At 66.4% G+C, this 20,859-nt stretch carries 14 protein-coding genes and 1 other RNA gene; 9 read left to right on the top strand and 6 right to left on the bottom strand.

Annotation, left to right across the window (positions count from 1 at the left end):
* Positions 1-9 precede the first annotated feature (9 nt).
* A complete protein-coding gene (gene mraZ, locus M1L61_RS03140) occupies positions 10-456 on the bottom strand; it encodes a division/cell wall cluster transcriptional repressor MraZ (RefSeq protein WP_004143635.1) in 447 nt (148 codons plus the stop codon).
* A gap of 323 nt (positions 457-779) precedes the next feature.
* Between mraZ and M1L61_RS03135 the strand changes: the two genes are divergently transcribed.
* The gene (locus tag M1L61_RS03135) at positions 780-1,532 is read left to right on the top strand and encodes an NRDE family protein (protein WP_248854312.1); all 753 of its coding nucleotides are present in this window, start codon (positions 780-782) and stop codon (positions 1,530-1,532) included.
* Positions 1,533-1,633: 101 nt separating this feature from the next.
* Positions 1,634-2,113, top strand: coding sequence for a DM13 domain-containing protein (locus M1L61_RS03130; protein ID WP_248854311.1), 480 nt, complete (start codon positions 1,634-1,636; stop codon positions 2,111-2,113).
* 89 nt (positions 2,114-2,202) lie between these two features.
* Here the strand turns inward: M1L61_RS03130 and rnpB are convergent.
* Together rnpB and rsmI are read right to left on the bottom strand one after the other, a co-directional pair.
* An RNA gene (rnpB, locus tag M1L61_RS03125) (RNase P RNA component class A) lies at positions 2,203-2,554 on the bottom strand.
* Between the two features lie 134 nt (positions 2,555-2,688).
* The gene (gene rsmI / locus M1L61_RS03120; protein ID WP_005412235.1) at positions 2,689-3,507 is read right to left on the bottom strand and encodes a 16S rRNA (cytidine(1402)-2'-O)-methyltransferase; all 819 of its coding nucleotides are present in this window, start codon (positions 3,505-3,507) and stop codon (positions 2,689-2,691) included.
* Between the two features lie 81 nt (positions 3,508-3,588).
* Here rsmI and M1L61_RS03115 point away from each other — a divergent pair, with 81 nt between their 5' ends.
* The 4 genes from M1L61_RS03115 (at position 3,589) to M1L61_RS03100 (ending at position 7,769) form a co-directional block, all read left to right on the top strand.
* Positions 3,589-5,310 (top strand): penicillin-binding protein activator, encoded by a 1,722-nt coding sequence (locus M1L61_RS03115; protein WP_049435659.1) that lies wholly within the window; start codon positions 3,589-3,591, stop codon positions 5,308-5,310.
* Entirely contained in the window at positions 5,300-5,668 is a 369-nt protein-coding gene (locus tag M1L61_RS03110; RefSeq protein WP_181299171.1) for a YraN family protein, read from the top strand. Before M1L61_RS03115 ends, M1L61_RS03110 begins: the two co-directional genes overlap by 11 nt.
* Before the next feature lie 110 nt (positions 5,669-5,778).
* Positions 5,779-6,387: a metal-dependent hydrolase gene (locus tag M1L61_RS03105; protein WP_248854310.1), complete on the top strand. Its 609-nt coding sequence runs from the start codon at positions 5,779-5,781 to the stop codon at positions 6,385-6,387.
* Positions 6,384-7,769: an FAD-linked oxidase C-terminal domain-containing protein gene (locus M1L61_RS03100; protein WP_248854309.1), complete on the top strand. Its 1,386-nt coding sequence runs from the start codon at positions 6,384-6,386 to the stop codon at positions 7,767-7,769. Before M1L61_RS03105 ends, M1L61_RS03100 begins: the two co-directional genes overlap by 4 nt.
* A 162-nt stretch (positions 7,770-7,931) precedes the next feature.
* On the opposite strand, the gene M1L61_RS03095 is transcribed toward M1L61_RS03100, so the two are convergent.
* Positions 7,932-11,141, bottom strand: a complete 3,210-nt coding sequence (locus tag M1L61_RS03095; RefSeq protein ID WP_248854308.1) for an autotransporter outer membrane beta-barrel domain-containing protein — start codon at positions 11,139-11,141, stop codon at positions 7,932-7,934.
* A gap of 259 nt (positions 11,142-11,400) precedes the next feature.
* Here M1L61_RS03095 and M1L61_RS03090 point away from each other — a divergent pair, with 259 nt between their 5' ends.
* The 3 genes from M1L61_RS03090 to M1L61_RS03080 all read left to right on the top strand — a co-directional run bounded on the left by M1L61_RS03090 (position 11,401) and on the right by M1L61_RS03080 (position 17,552).
* The gene (locus tag M1L61_RS03090; RefSeq protein WP_248854307.1) at positions 11,401-13,803 is read left to right on the top strand and encodes an autotransporter outer membrane beta-barrel domain-containing protein; all 2,403 of its coding nucleotides are present in this window, start codon (positions 11,401-11,403) and stop codon (positions 13,801-13,803) included.
* A gap of 418 nt (positions 13,804-14,221) precedes the next feature.
* The gene (locus M1L61_RS03085; protein ID WP_248854306.1) at positions 14,222-16,612 is read left to right on the top strand and encodes an autotransporter outer membrane beta-barrel domain-containing protein; all 2,391 of its coding nucleotides are present in this window, start codon (positions 14,222-14,224) and stop codon (positions 16,610-16,612) included.
* Between the two features lie 529 nt (positions 16,613-17,141).
* Positions 17,142-17,552: a hypothetical protein gene (locus tag M1L61_RS03080; protein WP_248854303.1), complete on the top strand. Its 411-nt coding sequence runs from the start codon at positions 17,142-17,144 to the stop codon at positions 17,550-17,552.
* 95 nt (positions 17,553-17,647) lie between these two features.
* On the opposite strand, the gene M1L61_RS03075 is transcribed toward M1L61_RS03080, so the two are convergent.
* Positions 17,648-18,157 (bottom strand): fimbrial protein, encoded by a 510-nt coding sequence (locus M1L61_RS03075; protein ID WP_248854301.1) that lies wholly within the window; start codon positions 18,155-18,157, stop codon positions 17,648-17,650.
* Between the two features lie 38 nt (positions 18,158-18,195).
* The gene (locus M1L61_RS03070) at positions 18,196-20,610 is read right to left on the bottom strand and encodes a fimbria/pilus outer membrane usher protein (RefSeq protein WP_248854760.1); all 2,415 of its coding nucleotides are present in this window, start codon (positions 20,608-20,610) and stop codon (positions 18,196-18,198) included.
* Between the last annotated feature and the right edge of the window lie 249 nt (positions 20,611-20,859).

Raw genomic sequence — 20,859 nt, 5'->3', positions numbered from 1 at the left:
CACCCCGGCTCACAACTTCAGGTCGAGCAACCCATCACCCAGATCCTCGTCAGACAACGTCTGCTGGATCAGGGCCCGATGCGCCTGCTCGCTCCACAATTCGAACTTGTCGCCCATACCGAGCAATACCGCCTTCTTCTCAATGCCCACCGCACCGCGGTGGCTGGCGGGGATGCTGATGCGACCGTTGCCGTCCAGCTCCAGATGGGCGGCCGAGCCGACCAGCTTCTGCTGCAACAGGCGCACGACGCGCTGGGTGTTGGGCTTGGACATGACGTCGTCGCGGACCCGCTCCCATTCCGACTCTGCATACAGCCACAGGCAGCCGGCTTCGAACGGGTTGTAGGTCAAAACAAGACGGTTGTTGCTGGCGCGCGCGACAAGGTCGCGGTAAGCGGTGGGAACCGCCATGCGCCCTTTGTCGTCAACTGTGATGGCCGTCTCGCCCTGGAACACGACGCGTGCACCTTTCCTTCGCCCGGTGAAACATTGAACCACGAAAACCCACAAAACACCCGGATTTCCCTCTGATGCCCACCTTAGCAGCGGCCGAGGGGTTGTCAACAACTTTTCAGCAGGGAAATCGCCAGCCGCATCAATGGCTTGCAACAACCTTTAGAGAATTGTTCAAGGCTTATCCACAAGTTGCTGATCCGTCTCAATTTTTGAGATTGAACGGAAGTTCAGGGGTGTGGACAGAGCGTGAAACATCGCTCGCGCATTCATCCGGGACGGGCAGGAAGCGGCGCCAGACTGCGCAAACCGTGCACAATGAGGCCATGTGCCTGCTCGCTCTTGGCTGGATGCACCACCCGCGCTGGCGGCTGGTGATGACCGGCAACCGTGATGAGTTCCACGCCCGCCCGACGGCGGCGCTGGCCCCCTGGCAAGATGAGACCTCCGTCATCGGGGGGCGCGACCTGCGCTCCGGCGGCGGCTGGGCCGGCGTCGGTGCCGGTGGACGCATGGCGGTGGTCACCAATGTCCGCGACCCGCTGGCCGCCCAGACCGGTCCTTCACGGGGTGCGCTGGTGGCCGACTTCCTGCGCGGCCGCGACCCCGCCGCCGTGCATATCGACCGACTGGCAACGGTGGCCGGCGCCTACGCCCCATTCAACCTGCTGCTGGCCGACGGCCACAGCCTGGAGTTCCTGGGCAACCACCCTGCCGAGCGCCAGCGCCTGGGCCCGGGCGTGCATGGCATGTCCAACGGCGCGCTGGACGCGCCCTGGCCGAAGACCCGGCGGCTGATGGCTGCGCTTGAAGCCTGGTTGGAGGCCGGCGATGAGGACCTGACCCCGCTCTGGGCCGCCCTGGCGGACGAACATCGCCCCGCCGACAGCGACCTGCCCGACACCGGCATCGGACTGGAACGCGAGCGCTGGCTGAGCCCGGCCTTCATCCGCGGCGACGACTATGGCACCCGCGCCAGCACGGTCCTGCTGATCGATGCCGAAGGGCACGGGCAGATCCACGAGCGTCGCTTCGGCCCGCAGGGTGTCGCCCTCGGCCAGAGCCAGGTCGATTTCTGACCCTGTACCTGTTTTCTGTGTCTATAAATGTCTGCACGCACGCCACACGATGACCCGGCGCGGTTCTGCCGCGCGCCTCACCGATCCACAGGGAGTCATCGATGCGCCGCGTTCTCGTACTTGTCGTCACCCACCTGCTCGCCCTCGGCCTCGGCTTCGGCCTTGGCATCTACCTGCTGCCGATCCTGATCGCTCCCGACGACCCGCCGGTCGCGCAGGTACAGGCGGCGATGGGCGACGCCCGTTACCACACCACCTTCCGTCGCGACCTCAAGGGCAGCGACGCCGTGCACTGGGCCGAGGGCAAGGTCAGCGTCAGCCCGCGCCAGGTCGCGTTCGACGGCAAGATGGGCCCGGGGCCGGACTACAAGGTCTACCTCGTGCGCGACTTCGTCGACAACAAGGCCGATTTCCTGAAGATCAAGGCACAGTCCCAGCGCATCGGCGAGGTGAAGACTTTCAACCGTTTCCTGGTGGACGTGCCTGAAAGCGTCAACGTGGACGATTACACCACCGTAGTGGTGTGGTGCGAACGGTTCGAGCAGTTCATTTCCGCCGGGCAGTACCGCACGCCGGGTTGAACAACATCCCAAGCCTCTGGGCGGAGAGCAGCCGAGCATGGCTCGGCTCTACTGTAGAGCCGAGCCATGCTCGGCCTACCGTAAGAAAGAGGCGGAGCCGGCCGATAAGCCGGGTTCTGTCGTGGACAGTCATTCCTCTAGGCGTTACGTCACCGCAACGCTCAAGCAACCTACCCGGATCCAACGCGGGCCGCGCCAAAGGATCCCTATTTGGTCTTGCTCCAGGTGGGGTTTGCCGTGCCGGTCTGTTGCCAGACTCGCGGTGCGCTCTTACCGCACCATTTCACCCTTACCGGCCTTCCGAAGAAGACGTAGGCGGTATCTTTCTGTTGCACTTTCCGTCGGCTTGCGCCGCCCAGGCGTTACCTGGCACCTTGCCCTATGGAGCCCGGACTTTCCTCGGCACCCCCGAAGGGATGACGCGACTGTCTGGCCGACTCCGCCAGCGCACATTCTAGCCTACGCACGTCCTTCCTGCCGTGCTGATCGCGGCATCCGGTTCATCCATCCACGCATGGCGTGGATCTATTGCCATCTCCGCTCTGATGGGTGCGGACCTTGGTCCGCACGATCCATCAACTGCCGTACAACGCCTTGCGCGGCGCGCCGGTCAGCTCGGCAGCCAGTTTCGCCGCGGTCGACGGCGGCAGATGCTCGCTCAGCTTGGCGTAGACACGGCGGCCATGCGCCAACTGCGCTTCCTCATCGTCGCCGGCACCCTGCACCATCACCACGAACTCGCCCTTGCGCTGGTTCTCGTCGGCTTCCACTTTGGCCAGCAGCCCCGCCAGATCGCCATCGAGCACGGTCTCGAACAGCTTGGTCAGCTCGCGCGCCAGCACCGCCGGGCGCTCGCCGCCGAAGATCGCGGCCATGTCGGCCAGCGACTCGGCGATGCGGTGCGAGGATTCGTAGAACACCATCGTGCGCACTTCACCCGCCAGCGCCTGCAGCCGGTCGCGGCGGCCGCTGGCCTTGGCCGGCAGGAAACCTTCGAAGCTGAAGCGGTCGCTGGGCAGGCCGGCTACGCTCAGCGCGGCGATGGCGGCACAGGCCCCCGGGATCGGGCTGACCTTGATGCCGGCCGCGCGCGCGGCACGCACCAGGCGGAAACCGGGGTCACTGACCAGCGGGGTGCCGGCATCGCTGACCAGCGCCAGCGACTCACCGGCCTGCAGGCGCGACACCAAGCGCTGCGCCAGGGCCTCTTCATTGTGTTCATGCAGGGCCACCAGCGGCTGCTGGATGCCGAAATGGGACAGCAACTGGCCGCTGCGGCGGGTGTCCTCGGCACAGATGGCCGCCACCGAACGCAGCACCTCCTGCGCGCGCGGGCTCAGATCGGCCAGGTTGCCGATCGGGGTGGCGACGACGTACAGGGTTGGGACACTCATTTCAGCGGTACTCACGGGGCAAGGGTAGAATCGTAGCGTGTACCCGGCCAAGGCCGCTGCCCTCATCGCATGGACCCGATCATGAACAAGCCCGCCGCACGGATCTCCGCCCTGTCGCTGTCGCTGATGCTGCTGGCCGGCTGTGCCACCACCAGCCTGACCAGCGCGCCCGAATCGCCGGCCCAGAGCCAGGCGCTGGCGCTGATCGAACAAGGCAAACCGCGCGACGCCGCCCTGCAGCTGGAAGCGCTGGCCGCAACCCTGAAAGGTGGCGCCCGCAGCAACGCCCTGGCCGATGCCGCCTGGGCCTGGCACCTGGCCGGCGACAGTGCCCGCGCGCGCAGCCTGCTTGGCCAGCTCACCGCCCGCCAGCTGTCCGGCACCAGCCTGCAGCGCTACCAGCTGACCGGCGCCGAACTGGCACTGGCCGACAAGCAGCCGGCGCAGGCCCTGGCCCTGCTGAAGGAACAGGGCGACAACGTCTTCCCCGCGCTGCGCACGCGCTGGCACGTAGCCCGCGCCAACGCGCTGCAGGGCACCGGCGATGCCTTCGGTGCCGCCACCGAGCGCGCCCGCGCCCACGCCAGCCTGACCGGCAGCGCACGCAGCGAGAACCAGGCCGCCATCGCCGGTCTGCTCGGTACGCTTGACGATGCCACCCTGCGCAGCCGTGCCGCCGCGCTGCCGGCCAACGACCCGCTGTACAACTTCGCCGGCCGCGCACTGATCGCGCGCGGCCTGCCGCTGCCGCGCCCGTTCGACCGCGATGGCGCCGCCCAGTTCGATACCAGCAAGCGCCCGCCGGCCATGAGCGACGGCTACCGTCCGCCGGCCAAGCTGGCCGTGCTGCTGCCGCTCAGCGGCCGCCTGGCCACCGCCGCGCAGCCGGTGCGTGATGGCCTGCTGGCCGCGTACTACGGCGAGACCCGCCGCCGCCCGGACATCAACTTCATCGACACCGCCGGTACCCCGGCCGGTGCGCTGGCCGCCTATGACAAGGCCGTCGCCTCCGGCGCCGACTTCGTGGTCGGCCCGCTGGGCCGTGACGAAGTGGATGCGGTCTATGGCCGCCAGCAGCTGCAGGTGCCGGTGCTGGCCCTGAACCGTGGCAAGGACGCGCCGCCGGCCGGCAGCGCCGGCTTCTCGCTGGCACCGGAAGACGACGGCATCGTCGCTGCCGAATACCTGCGTGGCCGCGAGCGCGGCAAGGCGTTGGTGATCAACAGCGCCGACGATACCGGCCGCCGTGCCGCCGCCGCCTTCGCCCAGCGCTTCGCCCAGCGTGGTGGCCAGGTGGTGGCCACCGTCGGCGTCAGCGACGCGGTTGGCGATGTCGGCGCGCAGGTGCGCAATGCCGGCCAGGTCGATGCCGTGTTCCTCGCCGTGCGCGCGCCGCAGGCCCGCCTGCTGGCGCCGCAGCTGGCGCTGGCCGGTGCCGGTGGCGCCACCCGCGTGGGCACCTCGCAGCTGACCGTCGGCAGCGGCAAGGTGGAAGAAGACGTGGCGCTGGACGGCATCGTCTACCCGAACGAAGCCTGGAACGTGCGCAGCGTGTCCGGCCTGCCCTCGGCCAGCCAGGTCGCCAGCACCCTGCCCAGCGCACGCGGTGCCGCCGGCCGCCTGTTCGCCTTCGGCGCCGATGCCTGGAAGATCACCGCCTACCTGGACAAGCTGTCCAACGAAGGCGGCCTGGACGGCGCCACCGGCACCCTGTTCCTGGACAGCAACGGCAACATCCTGCGCCAGCCGGCCTGGTCCACCTTCAATGGCGGCCGGCCGATGCCGATCGTCGGTGGTCGCTGAGCGCAGCCAACGGGGCTCGGCGGTGGAAGCCGCCGCCGAGCGGCATCTGCAACAGGCCGGACTGCAGCCGCGTGCGCGCAACGTGCGTTATCGCGGCGGTGAACTGGACCTGGTGATGGACGACGCCGGCACCGTGGTGTTCGTGGAAGTGCGTTACCGCGCGCGATCCGATTTCGGTGGCGGTGCGGCCTCAGTGGATGTGCGCAAGTGTCGACGCCTGGCGCATGCCGCGTTGTTGTACCTGCAGGACCATCCCGCGCTTGCCGATGCGCCCTGCCGTTTCGATGTGGTGGAAGCCACGGGTGAACCGCCGCAGTTGAACTGGCTGCGCGATGCGTTCCGGCTGGATGATTGCTGATGTGTACCGTCCGCTCTGGTAGAGGCCGACCTTGGTCGGCGCTTCTGTGCCAACCAAGGTTGGCACCTACCAGCGCGCAGCCTGGCCGGCACGACCATGGTGCGTGACTGATGCCTTCGATCATCACCCATGCCGCTGTGCCTTTGGCGCTGTGGTGCGCCGCGGATCGTGGCCGCATTCCGGCATGGCTGCTGGCTGCCGGTGTGGTCGCCGCGATGCTGCCCGATGCCGACGTGCTGGCCTTTGCCCTGCACATTCCCTATGCCGATGCGTTCGGCCATCGCGGTGCCAGCCATTCGTTGTTGTTTGCCTGCGTGCTGGCCGCGTTGGCCGCGGTGTGGGCGTTCTTTGGTAGCGGCCGACCTTGGTCGGCGGTTTCGCGCCAACCAAGGTTGGCACCTACCCAGCGAGGGCCAACGTTGGCGTCCACCGTACAGGCGGCGGCGTTCGTCTTCATCTGCGCCGCCAGCCATCCCCTGCTCGACGCAATGACCTCCGGTGGCCTCGGCGTTGCCCTCGCCTGGCCGTGGAGCGAACAGCGCTTCTTCGCCCCGTGGCGGCCGATCCGCGCTTCACCGTTTGCGCCGCAGTTCTTCAGCGCGCGCGGCATCGCCACCCTGCTCTCTGAACTGCGCTGGGTCTGGCTGCCGCTGGCCGGCGCCGTTGTTGCCTGGAAACTGATCCAACCCGCTCCTGCTGCCCCACGAGATCTGTCATGAGTACTGCCCTGCCCGCCGCATTGATTGCCGAACTGTCTGCCCTGCTGGGAGCGGAGGGCTGGCGCATGGATGACAACGCGCTGGAGGCGAACGCGCAGGACAACTCGTGGCGCCACCAGCGCCCCGCTGCCGTCGCGTTGCCCGCCCGCATCGAACAGGTGCAGGCACTGGTGCGTGCCTGTCGCGTGCATGGCGTAGCGCTGGTCGCGCGCGGCGCCGGCACCGGCACCACCGGTGCAGCCGTGCCGTTGCCGGGCAGCATCGTGTTGTCGTTCACCCGCATGGACCGCATCGTGGAGATCCGTGCCGGTGATCGCTGCGCCGTGGTGCAGCCCGGCGTGCTCAATGGAACGCTGCAGCAGGCGCTGGCGCCACATGGCCTGTTCTGGGCGCCGGACCCATCCAGCGCGGAGATCTGCAGCGTGGGTGGCAACCTGGCCTGCAACGCCGGTGGCCCGCGCGCGGTGAAGTACGGCACCAGCCGCGACAACGTGCTGGGCCTGGTCGCGGTCACCGGCACCGGCGAGGTGATCCGCTGCGGTGGCGCCTACACCAAGGACTCCACAGGCTACGACCTCACCCACCTGCTGGTGGGCAGCGAAGGCACGCTGGCGCTGATCGTGGAAGCCACCCTCAAGCTGACCCCACTGCCGGTCAGCCAGGCCGGCCTGCGCGTGCTGTACCGCGACGCCGATGCGGCGGCCGCTGCGGTGTCACGCCTGATGTCGCAGCCGGTGGTGCCCACGCGCCTGGAATTCATGGACGCCCGCAGCCTGGAGCTGCTGCGCCTCAATGGTGCCGAGGTACCGGAGGCGGGCGCGATGCTGCTGGTCGAAGCCGATGGTGACCACGATACCCTGCCCTACCTGTTGCAGGCACTGGCCAGCGCCGCCGAAGGCGACGGCATGATCGAACTGGACGTGGCAATGGAAGGCCGCGCACGCGACCAGTTGTGGGCCGCACGCAAGGCGCTGTCACCCGCACTGCGCACCGTCGCGCCCGGCAAGATCAATGAAGACGTGGTGGTACCGGTGTCGCGCATTCCGGAACTGGTGGCCGGCGTGCAGGCATTGGCACGCGAGTACACGCTGACCATCGTCACCTTCGGTCATGCCGGCAACGGCAACCTGCACGTCAACATTCTTTACCACCCGGACGATGCCGACGAGAACGCACGCGCGCATGCCGCGCTGCCGAAGATCTTCGAACTGACGCTGTCCCTGGGCGGCACGTTGTCCGGTGAGCATGGCATTGGTCTGGCCAAGCGCGATTTCATGGCGCAGGCGTTCAGCCCGGCCACGCTGGTGACGATGCGCGCGATCAAGACCGCGCTGGACCCGGATGGAATTCTCAACCCGGGCAAGGTGCTGCCGCCGGTGTGATGCTGGCCGGGCATGAACCGGCGCTACCAAGGCGTGCACCTGTAGAGCCGAGCCCACGCTCGGCTGCTCTTCGTTCAGATCACGATGCACCCGCGCTTCGCGCGGTGAGCCGAGCGTGGGCTCGGCTCTACAGAGTCCGCGTGCCGACCCCGGCATTGCCGCTTACCAGGCCATGCGCACGCCCACCTGGCCACCCACGTTGCGGTAGCCATGGTCACCGCGCTGAACACTCAGCCCGCCCCATGCGCCCCAGCGCTGGCCCAGCTTCAACTCAGCACCGGCCTGCATTTCATAGCGATTGCGCGGCACATCCGCGCCCAGCGTGTCATCGTTGAACTGCAACGTGCTGGTACCGCTGCCGCGCAGCCAGTTCACGCCCAGGTACGGCTGTACGGTGTTGCCACCCGCAATGCCATGGCCGAACACGCGCACGCCCAGGCGCCCGCTCAGGCCACCTGCATCCGCATGGTCGACAACCGTGCCATTGCTCTCCACGTGGCGATCCGCACGGTAGTCCGCATACGTCAGCTGCAGCTGCGGCTGCACGTAGAACGAACTGCCAGCACCCTGCCGCACATTGAAGGTATGGCCCATCTCCAGTGACGCAGTGGCCACACGCGCATCATAGTGCTCCGGCTCCAGGCCGATACCCTGCACACGGTTGTCGAAGCGGCCAAACTGCATGGCTGCGTCCACGTAGGCACCGCCGGTTCCTTCTGCATCCTGCAGCCAGGTGCCGTACACGCCCAACGCAGTGCCACGCACACGCCCCTTGGCGCTGTAGCCGGTCAGCTCGGATAGCACACTGCTGTCAGCGCGCCCGTTGCCCAGCATCACACCGAACGCGGCGTTGCCACGACGCAGCAGATCACTGCCGATCTGCAGCACCGACGTATTGCCATCCACCGACAGCTGCCCCCCCACTGCAGTGAAGTCCGCATTGCTACGACCCACGCGTGCCCATGCAGTGCGCTCACCCGTGAGGGCACCGGTACGGTCATGCATCCGGTGCACGAACATGTTCACCGCAGCCGACTGGTTCGCAAGATAGGCACCCGCCTCCGGGCGCAACACAGGCGGCGGCCGGATCGGGTCGACGATGCCGCCGCCATCCTCACCTTCGCCACCCTCGATCGGGTCCGGGCCCGGATTCACCGCACAGCCCGGCGCCGCCGGGTCGTCCTCGCAGACATCGAACCACTGCGAACGCAGATACCAATGACCATCGGTGGGATCGGTCAGACCGCCCTGGAACAGGAAGTATTCGTACGAACCACCCACAGCACGCCCGGTCAGCGCATAGCTGGCCAGCGATGCGCCGTCCACTTCGATCAGCTGGATGCCGTCAACAGTGGGCGCCCCCACACCGCCGATGTTCCTCACCGCAATCAGGGCATCACCGGAGGCATCACCACGCACAAGCAGGCGGTCGATGGCCGAATCATCGCCAGCCAGCGCGCCCTGGAACAGGAAGGTGGCGCCCTCGCTGTGCAGGTCACCCTCCACCGTGAGCGTATTGAAGCGGCCGCTGCCATCGGACAACGCCACCACGCTGTCGCGCGCCTGCAACTCGCCCACGGTCGCATCGCCGGTCAACGTCCATTGGCTGCCGCTTTCAAGCGCAAGCGTCTGCACCAGATTGGAAGACCCCTGCCACAGCGCGCCATCCGCCAGGCGCACGTGTACATCGGACTGCGGCGCCAGTCCGGCGTCTTCGTCCTCGGGCGTGATGACGATATCGCCGTGCAGCTGAGAGCCCCCTTCCAGCGCCACGTCGAAGCGGCCGGCGACGGCAGCATCCAGCGCCAGGCCGATGCCATTGCCACCAGACACCACCACGCCGTTACTCAACGTCAGCGCCGGATCGCGGCTGCTGCGCAACCAGATGCCACCGTGCTGCGCACTCACCAGCGAGCCGCCGTCGATGCTCATCTGGCCGTTGTCGTTGATCACCGCCGCCCAGGCACCTTCACCTTCGGTGCGCACGTGGGTATTGGCCAGCGTCATTTCGCCCACGCCACCGGAGAGCACACCATGCGCGCCCTCACCGGTGGTCAGCACGGTGCTGTCCACCAGATCGATGCTGCCGCCCTTTCGCGCAACAGCCCCTATCGCGTTGTTGCCGGTGGTGCTCAGCAACGAGCCACGGACATCGAAGCGGGGGCGCACCGCGCCGCTGAGTTCCGCGTACAGCGCATGGCTGGACGCGCCCGTGGTGTGGACCTCCGCGCCGTCCAGCGTCACCGCGCCGCCGCGATTGTCGATGCCAACCCGATTGTCACCTTCGCTACGGACCACACTGCGCAGGAGTTCCAACGTTGCCGAGTCGTAAACTGCAATCGTGGCCGCCCCGCCATCACCCAGCAGTTCGGATCCCTCGACATGGGCGGTAGTCCCCAGCCCTGAGAGCCGCAGCGCCCCGTTCGCCGCATGCACACGACTGCCCGTCAGCTCCAGCCGCGCACCACCAATCGCGCTGATACCATAGTCACCGCGAACATCCACCGATTCCAGTCGCATGCTCCCACCGTGGGCTTCGACGGCCGTGCTCCCTGCTGCAACCGCTGTAACGGAGCCTCCAAGCAAGGCGACGTCGCCGCCACCTGCCAGACCGGTCCCCAAGCCCTGCACCGTGATGTGCACATTGCGCAGCTCGCCGGTACTGCCTGCGTGGATGGCGACGCCAAGACCTGCACCCTCATGGACAACCTGTGTGTCCTGCAGGTGCAGGGCGGCGCCCGAGTTGGCCAGGGCGACGTAGTTCCCCGCGCCGCGGCTGACCAGGGTGCTCCCTGCGATCCGTGCCGTACTGCCCGCACCACTGACCATCACCGCGTTGGCATTGCTTCCTTCCACGGTGATCGCACCGCCGCCCAACTCCAAAACACCGCCGCCACTGACCATCACGCCGTGCGCGCCATTGCCACGGGTGAGAATGTCTGCGTGGCCAACGCTGGCAGCGGAACCCACAACGTTCATGCCGTGACTGGCTGAACCCTGTGTCTCGATGCTGACCCTGGCGATCTGGATCGCACCGTCAGCGCCGGAAATGGACACGCCTGCTGCATTGTCGCCACGAGTGGTGATGGTGGCATCGGCAACATGCAGGCTGCTGCCGGTGCCTTCCACGCGGATGCCAGCAGCCCCATTTCCCTCGGTGGCCAGCACGACCGCATCGTTGGCCGCGATGCGGCCGCCGTTGAGTACATGGAACGCGTGCGCGTCGACACCGGTGGTGGAATAGCTGCCGCCCGCGGGATTCTCATGGGTGCCATCAGCCACCACCTGCTGAGCCTGGACGGCAGGTGAGACGAACAGCGCGCCCGCCAGGGCGATTGCGAGGGGATGGTGATGCGGGGAAGCAGTGCGCATTCGAGGTCTCCGGGAGGTGGCCGACATGCTCGCGGCGCGACCAACGCGCCGCCATCGAATCCGTTGCAATCACGGCTGCGTCCGAATGTCGCAGATCGCTGGGCCCCATATCCGCGCCTTAACGGCTCCCATAGCGGATTAGCCCGCCAAGCGCGCTTTGCAACTAATTGCATGGGAACACTCCCGCAGCGAGCCGACACTTGGGGCCATTCAAGACATTCACATTCGCAATCACCCCTTAACTGCACCGGACACGATCATGAACCCACATCCTGCCTGGCCTCTATCACTGTGCCCGTTGGCCCGCAGCCTGCTGCTGGCGCTTTCCGCGCTGTCCATCGACGCAGCTATGGCAGGCGATCTCGACGGCCAGACGGCCGAGGTCGTCGCAGGTGATCCGGTGGACGCCTGGACGCTGAAGAATGGTTCCACGCTGATCGGCCGCAATGCGGTGATGCACCAGATTTCCGCTGCAGACACGTCCAGCATCAACCTGCTCGGTGGCACCGTCAGTGTCGCAGCCGGTAGCGGAGCGACGGCGGCGGTCACGCTGACGGGCGCGGCAGAGCTGAGCACTCGCGCAACGCACTTCACAGGGGGCGGCATTGTGCTGCAGGAAGCGGCCAGTGCACACCTCGCGCAGGCTTCGATCATCATCGACGCCAGCCAGCTGACCTCAGCAACAGGCCGCTCCATCGGCGTGGATCTAGCCAGCGGGGCCACCGGTGCTGGCACTGACACACCTTCCGCCATCATCGAGACGATGCACATCCGGGTAGACGATGTGCCCGGCGGCTCGGATACCAGTAGTGGTCTGGGTGTGCGCTTGATGCTTGGCAGCATGGATATTGTCGACGGCTCGTACATCGACGCGGCCAACGTAGGTGCGATGCTATGGGGAGCTGATGGCGCGACCACCCCTATCCAACTGCACATCGACGACTCTGCCATCCATGCCCGGCGAGGTTCTGCCATCCGAGTGCTGCCGCAGTTCGCCAATACCTACGACATCACCGTTGCCAACGGTTCCGAGCTGGCGGGCGGCGATGGAAACCTCATGCTTGTCGCCAGCGAGGGAGCCGTCAGCAACGCCCGAACCGACGTCAACTTCACCGTTGATGATTCGCGCATGGCCGGCAATGTCACTCTCGATCTCTCTACCGTCACCAACGGCACGTTGAATGTGAACCTGCGCAACAGGGCTCAGATCCATGGCCGCTTCCTCAATGTCACCTCGGCCGATATCGGCAGCGGCAGCACCTGGTCGATGACCGGCGACAGCACTGTCGGCCACCTCACCCTGGGCGCCGGCGGCACCGTGGCGCTGGGTAATGGCAGCAGCTTCAACACCCTCAGCCTGGACGAGTTCACCGGCAATGGCGGCACGCTGCTGTTCAACACCCAGCTGGGCGACGACTCCTCGCTGACCGACAAGCTGGTGATTGCCGGTGATGCCAACGGCCAGGCCAATGTGCGCGTGCTTAACGCCGGCGGTGCCGGTGCGAAGACCGACAAGGGTATCGAGCTGATCCGCGTGGGCGGCGCGTCCAACGCGCAGTTCGATCTGCAGGGCCGTGCGGTCGGCGGCCAGTACGAGTACTTCCTGTTCAAGGATGCGACCAACGGCGACTGGTACCTCCGTTCGGAACTGGCGACCACGCCGGACCCGTGCCTGGCCGACCCGACCCTGCCGCAGTGCAAGCCGATCGTCGATCCGATTGACCCGATCGATCCGATCACTCCAATTCCGGTGCTGCGCCCCGAAGCGGGTGCCTACCTGGCCAACCAGTTCACGCTGGACCAGATGCTGCGCCACAGCTACCGCGACCGCCAGGGCGGCGCCGCTGCGGCCGATGGTATCCGTGGCTGGGCGCGTGTTGACGCCACCCAGAGCAAGCTGGGTGCGGTGGATGGCCAGCTGGACCTGCGCGTGGACCGCTCGCGCCTGCAGGTGGGTGCGGAGATCGGTGTGTTCAACAACGGCCAGGGCCGCGTGGGCGTGATGGGCACGCTGGCCAAGTCTGATGCCACCTCGCGTTCGCAGCTGACTGGCTACAGCGCACGCGGCAAGGTCAACGGCGGCGCGCTGGGCGTGTATGGCAACTGGGCCAACGACGCCCTGTATGTGGATGCCAGCATGCAGCGCGGCCAGTTCCGCAACCGCGTGCAGGGCGAAGGCCTGGCCGAAGAGCGTTATGACTCGGATATCTGGCAGTCGTCCGTCGAAGCCGGTTATCGCTTCGGCATCGGCCAGATCGGCAGCACCGCACTGAGCCTGCAGCCGGAACTGCAGCTGGTGTACACCGACGCGAAGACCGACGTGCATACCGAAACCAACGGCACCGTGGTGCGTGCAGCAGGCAACAACGGCCTGTCCGGCCGTGCTGGCCTGCGCCTGCAGGGTGAATCGCGCTCGGCAGCGGGTGCCTTGGTCAGCCCGTATCTGGCGGCCAACTGGTACCGCGATGGCGCCGGTAATGGCATCGCATTCGACGATGAAGTGCTGAAGGCTGGCATTCCGCGTAACCGCTATGAGCTGAGTGCCGGGGCGCGCGTGGAATTCCGTTCCGGCTTCAGTGCCTGGGGTGGGTTTGGGGTGATGCGTGGTGACAGTGGGTACCGCGAAGCAACTGCCAACCTGTCTGTGGCGTACAGCTGGTAATGAAACAAGAACGGCGCCGGAGCAATCCGGCGCCGTTCCACTATGCGCGATGCGCTTTCTGTAGAGCCGAGCCATGCTCGGCTGCTTTCCTGTCACATCGCGAAGAGCGCCGCGCTTCGCGCGGTGAGCCGAGCATGGCTCGGCTCTACAGGGGGGTTCTGCACAGCTTCCAGCGCTCTGCCATTGCCTTAACCGACCTGAAGCACGCGCGCCTGATAAGCCAGCTTTGCAACTAATTGCATGGGAACACTCCCGCAGCGAGCCGACACTTGGGGCCATTCCAGACACGCACATTCGCAAACAACCGCCCACCTCACACTTTCTTCACGAGTTGCAGGCTTATACGTCACCCCGCTGAACAGGGGTTTCCGGTTGTCATGCAGTGTCCCGCTCGCTTCTCTCTGCAAAGGACAAGACCATGCACCTTCATCCTGCCCGTCCCCTGTCGCTGTGCCCGTTGGCCCGCAGCCTGCTGCTGGCGCTTTCCACGCTCTCCACCAGCGCCGCATTGGCGGGCGATCTCGATGGCCAGTCCGCCGAGGTCGTCGCAGGTGATCCGGTGGAATCCTGGACACTGAAGAATGGCTCCACGCTGGTCGGCCACGAGGCGGCGATGAACGGGATCTCCGCCGAGGATACGTCGACCATCACACTCCAGGGCGGCACCGTGACGTCGATAAGCAGGTCTGGTGCAGTGACGCTCGCGGGCAACCCCACGTTGACGACGGTCGGCACTCATTTTCGCGGTGGTGGCATTGGACTGAATGGTGACGCTGTAGCTCGAATGACGGGCGGCTCCATCATCGTGGCCGCTGCCGATCTGGCACCCCAGAGTCTCGCGGTGGGTGTCGACCTGCGCAGCCTGCCCAGCGGCTCAGGAAACCGCAACCCGCTTGCTGTACTTGATGCCATGCAGGTCCGCGTAGAGGACAATCCTGGCACGGCCGCCGCCTACAACAGCGGCCTGGGCGTTCGCCTGCAGTTCGGCACGATGGACATCCTCAACGGCTCCCATGTGACCGGCGCCAACGTGGGCGCGATGCTGTGGGCCGAGCTCAATCCGGCGGGTGCGGTGACGCTCAACGTTGACGATTCCACGCTGGTGTCCCAGCGCGGTGCGGCCATCCAGGTCATGCCGTTGGAAGACAACGACTACAACATCACAATCCGCAACGACGCCAAATTGCTGGGAGCAGACGGCAACCTGCTATTGATCAGGAGTGAGTTCGGCCCCCTGCGCGGGCGTACCGACGTCAACTTCACCGTTGATGATTCCCGGCTGGCCGGCAACGTGACCTTCGACCCGACAACGGTCACCAATGGCACGCTGGACGTGATCCTGCGCAACAAAGCCCAGATCGACGGCCGCTTCATCAACGTCACCACCGCCAGCATCGACAGCGATGCCACCTGGCTGATGACCGGCGACAGCAACGTCGGCCATCTCACGCTGGGCGCGGGCGGTACCGTGGCGCTGGGCAATGGCAGCAGCTTCAACACGCTCAGCCTGGACGAGTTCACCGGCAACGGCGGCACGCTGCTGTTCAATACCCAGCTGGGTGACGACACCTCGCTGACCGATAAGCTGGTCATCGCTGGCGATGCCAATGGCCAGGCCAATGTGCGCGTGCTCAATGCCGGCGGTGCCGGTGCCAAGACCGATCGCGGCATCGAGCTGATCGATATCGGCGGCACCTCCAACGCGCAGTTCGATCTGGTCGGCCGCGCTGTGGGCGGTCAGTACGAGTACTTCCTGGTGAAGGATGCCAACGGCAACTGGTACCTGCGCTCGGAGCTGGCAACCACGCCGGACCCGTGCCTGGCTGACCCGTCGCTGCCGCAGTGCAAGCCGATCATTGATCCGGTTGACCCCATTGACCCGATCAACCCGATCCCGGTGCTACGCCCGGAAACCGGCGCGTATCTGGCCAACCAGTTCGCGCTGGACCAGATGCTGCGCCACAGCTATCGCGACCGCCAGGGCGGCGCCGCGGCGGCGGATGGCATCCGTGGCTGGGCCCGAGTGGACGCCACCCAGAGCAAGCTGGGTGCGGTGGATGACCAGCTCGACCTGCGCGTGGACCGCTCGCGCCTGCAGCTGGGTGCGGACATCGGCGTATTCGATGACGGCCGTGGCCGCGTTGGCGTGATGGGCACCGCTGCACGCAGCAGCGCCACCTCGCGTTCGGACGTGACCGGTTTCAGTGCACGCGGCAAGGTGGAAGGTGGTGCACTGGGCGTGTACGGCAGCTGGGCCAACGATGCGATGTACGTGGATGCCAGCGTGCAGCGCGGCCAGTTCCGCAACCGCGTGCAGGGCGAGGGCCTGGCCGAAGAACGTTACGACTCGGATATCTGGCAGTCGTCCGTGGAAGCCGGTTACCGCTTCGGCATCGGCCAGATCGGCAACACCGCGCTGAGCCTGCAGCCGGAACTGCAGCTCGTCTACACCGATGCGAAGACCGACGTGCATACCGAAACCAATGGCACCGTGGTGCGTGCAGCGGGTAACAGTGGCCTTTCCGGCCGTGCCGGCCTGCGCCTGCAGGGTGAATCGCGCTCGGCAGCGGGTGCCTCGGTCAGCCCTTATCTGGCGGCCAACTGGTACCGCGATGGCGCGGGTAATGGCATCGCCTTCGATGATGAAGTGCTGAAGGCCGGCATTCCGCGCAACCGCTATGAACTGAGCGCAGGTGCGCGTGTGGAATTCCGTTCCGGTTTCAGTGCATGGGGCGGGTTTGGTGTGATGCGTGGTGACAGTGGGTATCGCGAGGCGACCGCCAACCTGTCGGTGGCGTACAGCTGGTAATGGGAATAGAACGGCGCCGACATCTCCGGCGCCGTTCCGCTTTCTGTAGAGCCGAGCCATGCTCGGCTGCTGTCCGATCAGATTGCGGAAAGCGCCGCGCTTCGCGCGGTAAGCCGAGCATGGCTCGGCTCTACAAGGACGCTGCGCGAATGCTGACGCATTCGCCTCACTCTGCATGACGATCTTTCCCGCGCATGCAGATTGCAACAAACTTGAATTTGAAACTTTTCTCATTGGTACAGCGGCATCTACGTGCGCAAGATGTAGATGCCACCGACAACGGGTGGCACGGGCTTCCAATCCCGTTAGGTTGATCTGTTGTTTACGCTTGCCTGCCGGCGTCACCGCCTTCCCTCGTTCCAAGGTGGCGTCGGCAGGCATTCTGTCCGCGAGTCTTTGGCGGGCGGTGCGTGGGGGCCTCGTGCCCGCCGGCGTTTCTTCATCAACCTCCGGTATTGGAACCACGCACCGTCCGCCACCCTCGCTGTTAAGCGGGGTGGCCCCTTGCTTCGCACACAAGGACGCCGCCATGACCACATCACACCATCCCCACCTGTTCGCCACTCTGGGCGAGGCCGCCACGCGCCTGCCTGACGATCTGGCGCGCACGCTGGAAAGCACCTTCGCCGCACTGCAGGAAGGCGAAGCGCCCGGCACCATCACGCTGCTGCATTGCCTGCAGCACATCCGCCAGGGCGACGCCGCCGATGGGCAGCCGTGGCCAGGCAAAGGCCGCACACCGGGACAGCGGCTGGCACTGGCGCGCATCGACCGCGCCAACGCCGGGCTGACGTTTCTACTTGAACTGCTGCACGCTACAGAACGCGTGCGCGTGGACGGCGAGACCAGCCAGCAGGTGGACGATGACGCGCGCGAGGGGTTGCTGCTGGCGTGCCGGGGGTTGGCCGAGTATGTGGATGTGCAGCTGCACGCAGCTTAGCGGCTTCTGTAGAGCCGAGCCCATGCTCGGCTTGCCCGGAACCTGACCGAAGAGCAGCCGAGCGTGGGCTCGGCGCTACAGGGCCGCGCCGGTTTTCAGTCGTAGGCGGCGGTGACCACGATCTCGGTGGAGATGTTGCCGGCGTTGATGCCACTGGTGTTGGGGATGAAGTAACCCGCGCGCAGCGGATAGGACGCCGTCGCGCCAGAGACAGCCACCGGAATGTCGGTGTCGCCCTTCTTCAGGTAGGTGTTGCCGGTCGCGCCAGCCAGCAGCGCGACCGTCACACCCGTTGCTGGCGTGGTGGCGGCGGTGTTCTTCCAGCGCTCCGGATCACCGTCGGCGGCCGTGCCATCGAACGACAGGCGCGCGCCGCTGACGCCCACACAGCCGGTGAAGTTCAACGCACCTGCCTTCACGCTGTTGGCGGCACCTGGCGTCATCTCATCGGCCTTCACCGGATCCAGTGCAATGGTGGGCGCTGCCAGCGTGCAGGTGCCCGGCAGCACGCGACCGCTGATGGTGAGGGTGGTCTGGGCACCTGCGGCCGACGCGATCAGGCACAGCATCGGCACCGCGATCACCTGAAGAAGAGAACGGGACATGGTTGAACTCCTGTGAACGTTGAAAGGAAAGACGAAACTCATGGGGCGGTGCCCTCTTCCTGCTCCGGCGTGCCCGCCTGCAGGCTCTCCGGCGGCAACGGCTGCGGTACGCACACGGCCTGGTTCCACGACAGCCCGTAGGCATCCGGCGCGTCGGGCATGCGGTAGTCGATGCGGCAGCGTCGCTTGCCATCGGGGTCGACGATCAACGCGCCGCTGTCCTGCGCACCGCGCAGCTGGATCACCCCACCCTGCCCCACCGCGCCGACCGGCGCGCCGTCTTCGCTCTGCACCACCGCCGCAAACGGCAGCGGCTGGCCCAGCGCGTCGGTGGCGTCGATGAACAGCGTGCGCTCGCGGCGCACCTGGAACGGCACGCGCACGATGCCACCGGCGGTGGGCGCCACACGTTGCGAGGTCTGCAGCAGCTCCACCTCGATCGGCAGGCCGGACGGATCCAGGTCAATGGTGTTCCAGCGATAGGGGCTGATGTGCGGCAGCAGCGCATAACCGTTACTGGCCACCCGCAGGTCGGTACTACTGCCGATGCGCGCGCCCTGCGCACCCGGCGCCTGCACCAGCACGAAGCCGTCGCCCACGGGAGCGCCCAGGTTCAGGCCACCGCTGTGCAGCGCCACGCTGCCCGATGCGCCAAGCGACAGGCTGCGGTAGTCGCCACTGCGGCTGTAGCCAGCATTGAGATTGCCACGGCTGCCTTGCCACGCGGCATAAGCACTATGGCTGTTCTGTCCATTGCCTTGTGAGCCGGACAGGCTGTAGCTCAGCGCACGTGACTCACCCAGGCTGCCGGTGATGCCCAGCTGCGACTGCCTGCCACTATCGGCGTGGCTGAGCTGGGTGCTGGCACGCGGTGCGTTGGCGCTACGGCCCAGCGGCACGCTGAGGGTGAATGCATAGCGGGTGTCCTGGCGGCCATCGCCCACGCGGAAGCGCAGCGCGGACACACCGTAGTTGACCCGCCCCAGCGTGCTCTGGAAGCCCACCTGGAAATCGTTGCGGCGTCGGGCGCTGTCCCAGTAAGACACATGGCCGCCGCTGAGATACAGGTTGCTGCGCTGGCCGACCTTCTGCGAGAAGTTCACCTGGTAGCGCTGGCGGGCGCGCTGGCCGTAACCCCAGTCGTCGCTCTGCGCGCGTGCCACATCGTTGAGGCTGAGGAAGCCGCGCGTACTGTAGCGATACGCGGCCAGGCCGAAGTTGGTACCGGTGCGCGCCACGTAACGTTGGTAATTCACGCGGAAGCTGTTGCCGGTGGCGGTGTCGTTGCCGCGCAGGCGGGCGCGCGAATGGGTGACATCGGCACCGAATGCACCGATGGCCGTGTTGACCGCAGCACCGGCGAGCAGGGCGCGATAGTCCTCACCCAGCTGCGCGCCACCCAGCACGGTAAGCCGGTTGTTCAGGCCGCGCGCGTAGGTGCCCTCGGTGAAGCGCAGCGCCTGCAGCGTGTTGCCGGTGTCGCGCAGCTCGCCGGCGGTGACTGCGAAGCGCGACGACCCAGCGCGCAGCGCCTGCGGTACAGCGGAGAAGTTGACGCTGAAGCGTTGCACGCGGCCATCGGCTTCGGTAACGCTGACGTCCAGATCGCCGCCGAAGTTGGTGGGATACAGATCCTCGATGGTGAACGGGCCCGGCGCCACATTGCTTTCGTGAATGATGCTGCCGTTCTGGCGGATGGTGACCACCGCATTGCCTTCGGCAATGCCCTGCACCACCGGCGCATAGCCGCGCAGCGAATCGGGCAGCATGCGTTCGTCGCTGGCCACACGCACGCCGGTAAACGGCACGCTTTCGAACAGCTCGCCACCGGTGTTGCCCTGGCCCAGCAGCAGCTGGCTGTTCCAGCGCGGAATGTCGCGCTGTAGATGGCTGCTGATGACCTCGTGGCGGGTGCCTTGGCTGCCATGGGTGAACGACGCGCGGTGGCGCAGGCGCCATGCGCCCAGGTTCAGGCCCGCCTGAAGGCCGAGGTAGCTGCTGTCGCTGCCCTGGCTGCGGTAGTGGTTGGCGCTGTAGTCGATGAAGGCGGCGGTGATGCCGTCGTCGCGCAGTTCCGGTGCCACGAAGCCACGCGCGGCGATGGCCTGGGCCGCTTGCGGAATACTCAGGGACAACTGCAACTCGCCGCTGTCAAAGGTGGTACTGGCACCCTCCACCAGCGCGGGCAGATCCACACAGGTGTTCTCTTCGGACGGCAGGGCCTCAAGAAACGCAGGCTTCAATGGCAACCCGCGTACCAGCATCGGAGAAAGGCATGGCACCGCGATCTGCGGGTCGTCCTGGATGACAAAGCGGATGTCCTGGCTGCGCAGGAACTGGCCGTTCACATGCACGTCCACCGCGTAATCGCCAGCCGGCAACGGATTGCCGTTGGCGTATCGCGCCATGTCGATGGCTTCGCCGCCGATCAGGAAGCCTTCGCTGAACTGCATGGGACCCGCGGGCGTTGCCGTTGCCAGGGCAGGCGTGCTGGCCAGCAGGGCGAAGGTGATTGCCTGGGCAAGACAGTGGGTGCGGAACGTGGCACGGCGGGGCGCTGCTGGATTCGCGGGGGGCAACTTCATCGAGGACGATAGCCGGTGCCGAAGCAGCGGCATGAGGAAGGGGAACCGCAGGCTAGAGGCTGCGGCACATGCTCCCCATCCAAAAAGTTGCAGATCGGCCCAGGCACCGCTGTATTG

Origin of the sequence: Stenotrophomonas sp. NY11291 (assembly GCF_023277365.1) — a bacterium.
Classification (GTDB): Bacteria; Pseudomonadota; Gammaproteobacteria; order Xanthomonadales; family Xanthomonadaceae; genus Stenotrophomonas; species Stenotrophomonas geniculata.
This window is presented reverse-complemented; position numbering and strand designations above follow the sequence as displayed.

Bases quoted from the DNA above. Each gene is read 5' to 3' on its own strand.
- M1L61_RS03085 (WP_248854306.1), top strand. From the start codon at position 14,222: ATGCACCTTCATCCTGCCCGTCCCCTGTCGCTGTGCCCGTTGGCCCGC.
- rsmI (WP_005412235.1), bottom strand. From the start codon at position 3,507: ATGAGTGTCCCAACCCTGTACGTCGTCGCCACCCCGATCGGCAACCTG.
- M1L61_RS03070 (WP_248854760.1), bottom strand. From the start codon at position 20,610: ATGCAGTTCAGCGAAGGCTTCCTGATCGGCGGCGAAGCCATCGACATG.
- M1L61_RS03080 (WP_248854303.1), top strand. From the start codon at position 17,142: ATGACCACATCACACCATCCCCACCTGTTCGCCACTCTGGGCGAGGCC.
- M1L61_RS03130 (WP_248854311.1), top strand. From the start codon at position 1,634: ATGCGCCGCGTTCTCGTACTTGTCGTCACCCACCTGCTCGCCCTCGGC.
- M1L61_RS03135 (WP_248854312.1), top strand. From the start codon at position 780: ATGTGCCTGCTCGCTCTTGGCTGGATGCACCACCCGCGCTGGCGGCTG.
- M1L61_RS03075 (WP_248854301.1), bottom strand. From the start codon at position 18,157: ATGTCCCGTTCTCTTCTTCAGGTGATCGCGGTGCCGATGCTGTGCCTG.
- M1L61_RS03115 (WP_049435659.1), top strand. From the start codon at position 3,589: ATGAACAAGCCCGCCGCACGGATCTCCGCCCTGTCGCTGTCGCTGATG.
- M1L61_RS03095 (WP_248854308.1), bottom strand. From the start codon at position 11,141: ATGCGCACTGCTTCCCCGCATCACCATCCCCTCGCAATCGCCCTGGCG.
- M1L61_RS03100 (WP_248854309.1), top strand. From the start codon at position 6,384: ATGAGTACTGCCCTGCCCGCCGCATTGATTGCCGAACTGTCTGCCCTG.
- M1L61_RS03090 (WP_248854307.1), top strand. From the start codon at position 11,401: ATGAACCCACATCCTGCCTGGCCTCTATCACTGTGCCCGTTGGCCCGC.
- M1L61_RS03105 (WP_248854310.1), top strand. From the start codon at position 5,779: ATGCCTTCGATCATCACCCATGCCGCTGTGCCTTTGGCGCTGTGGTGC.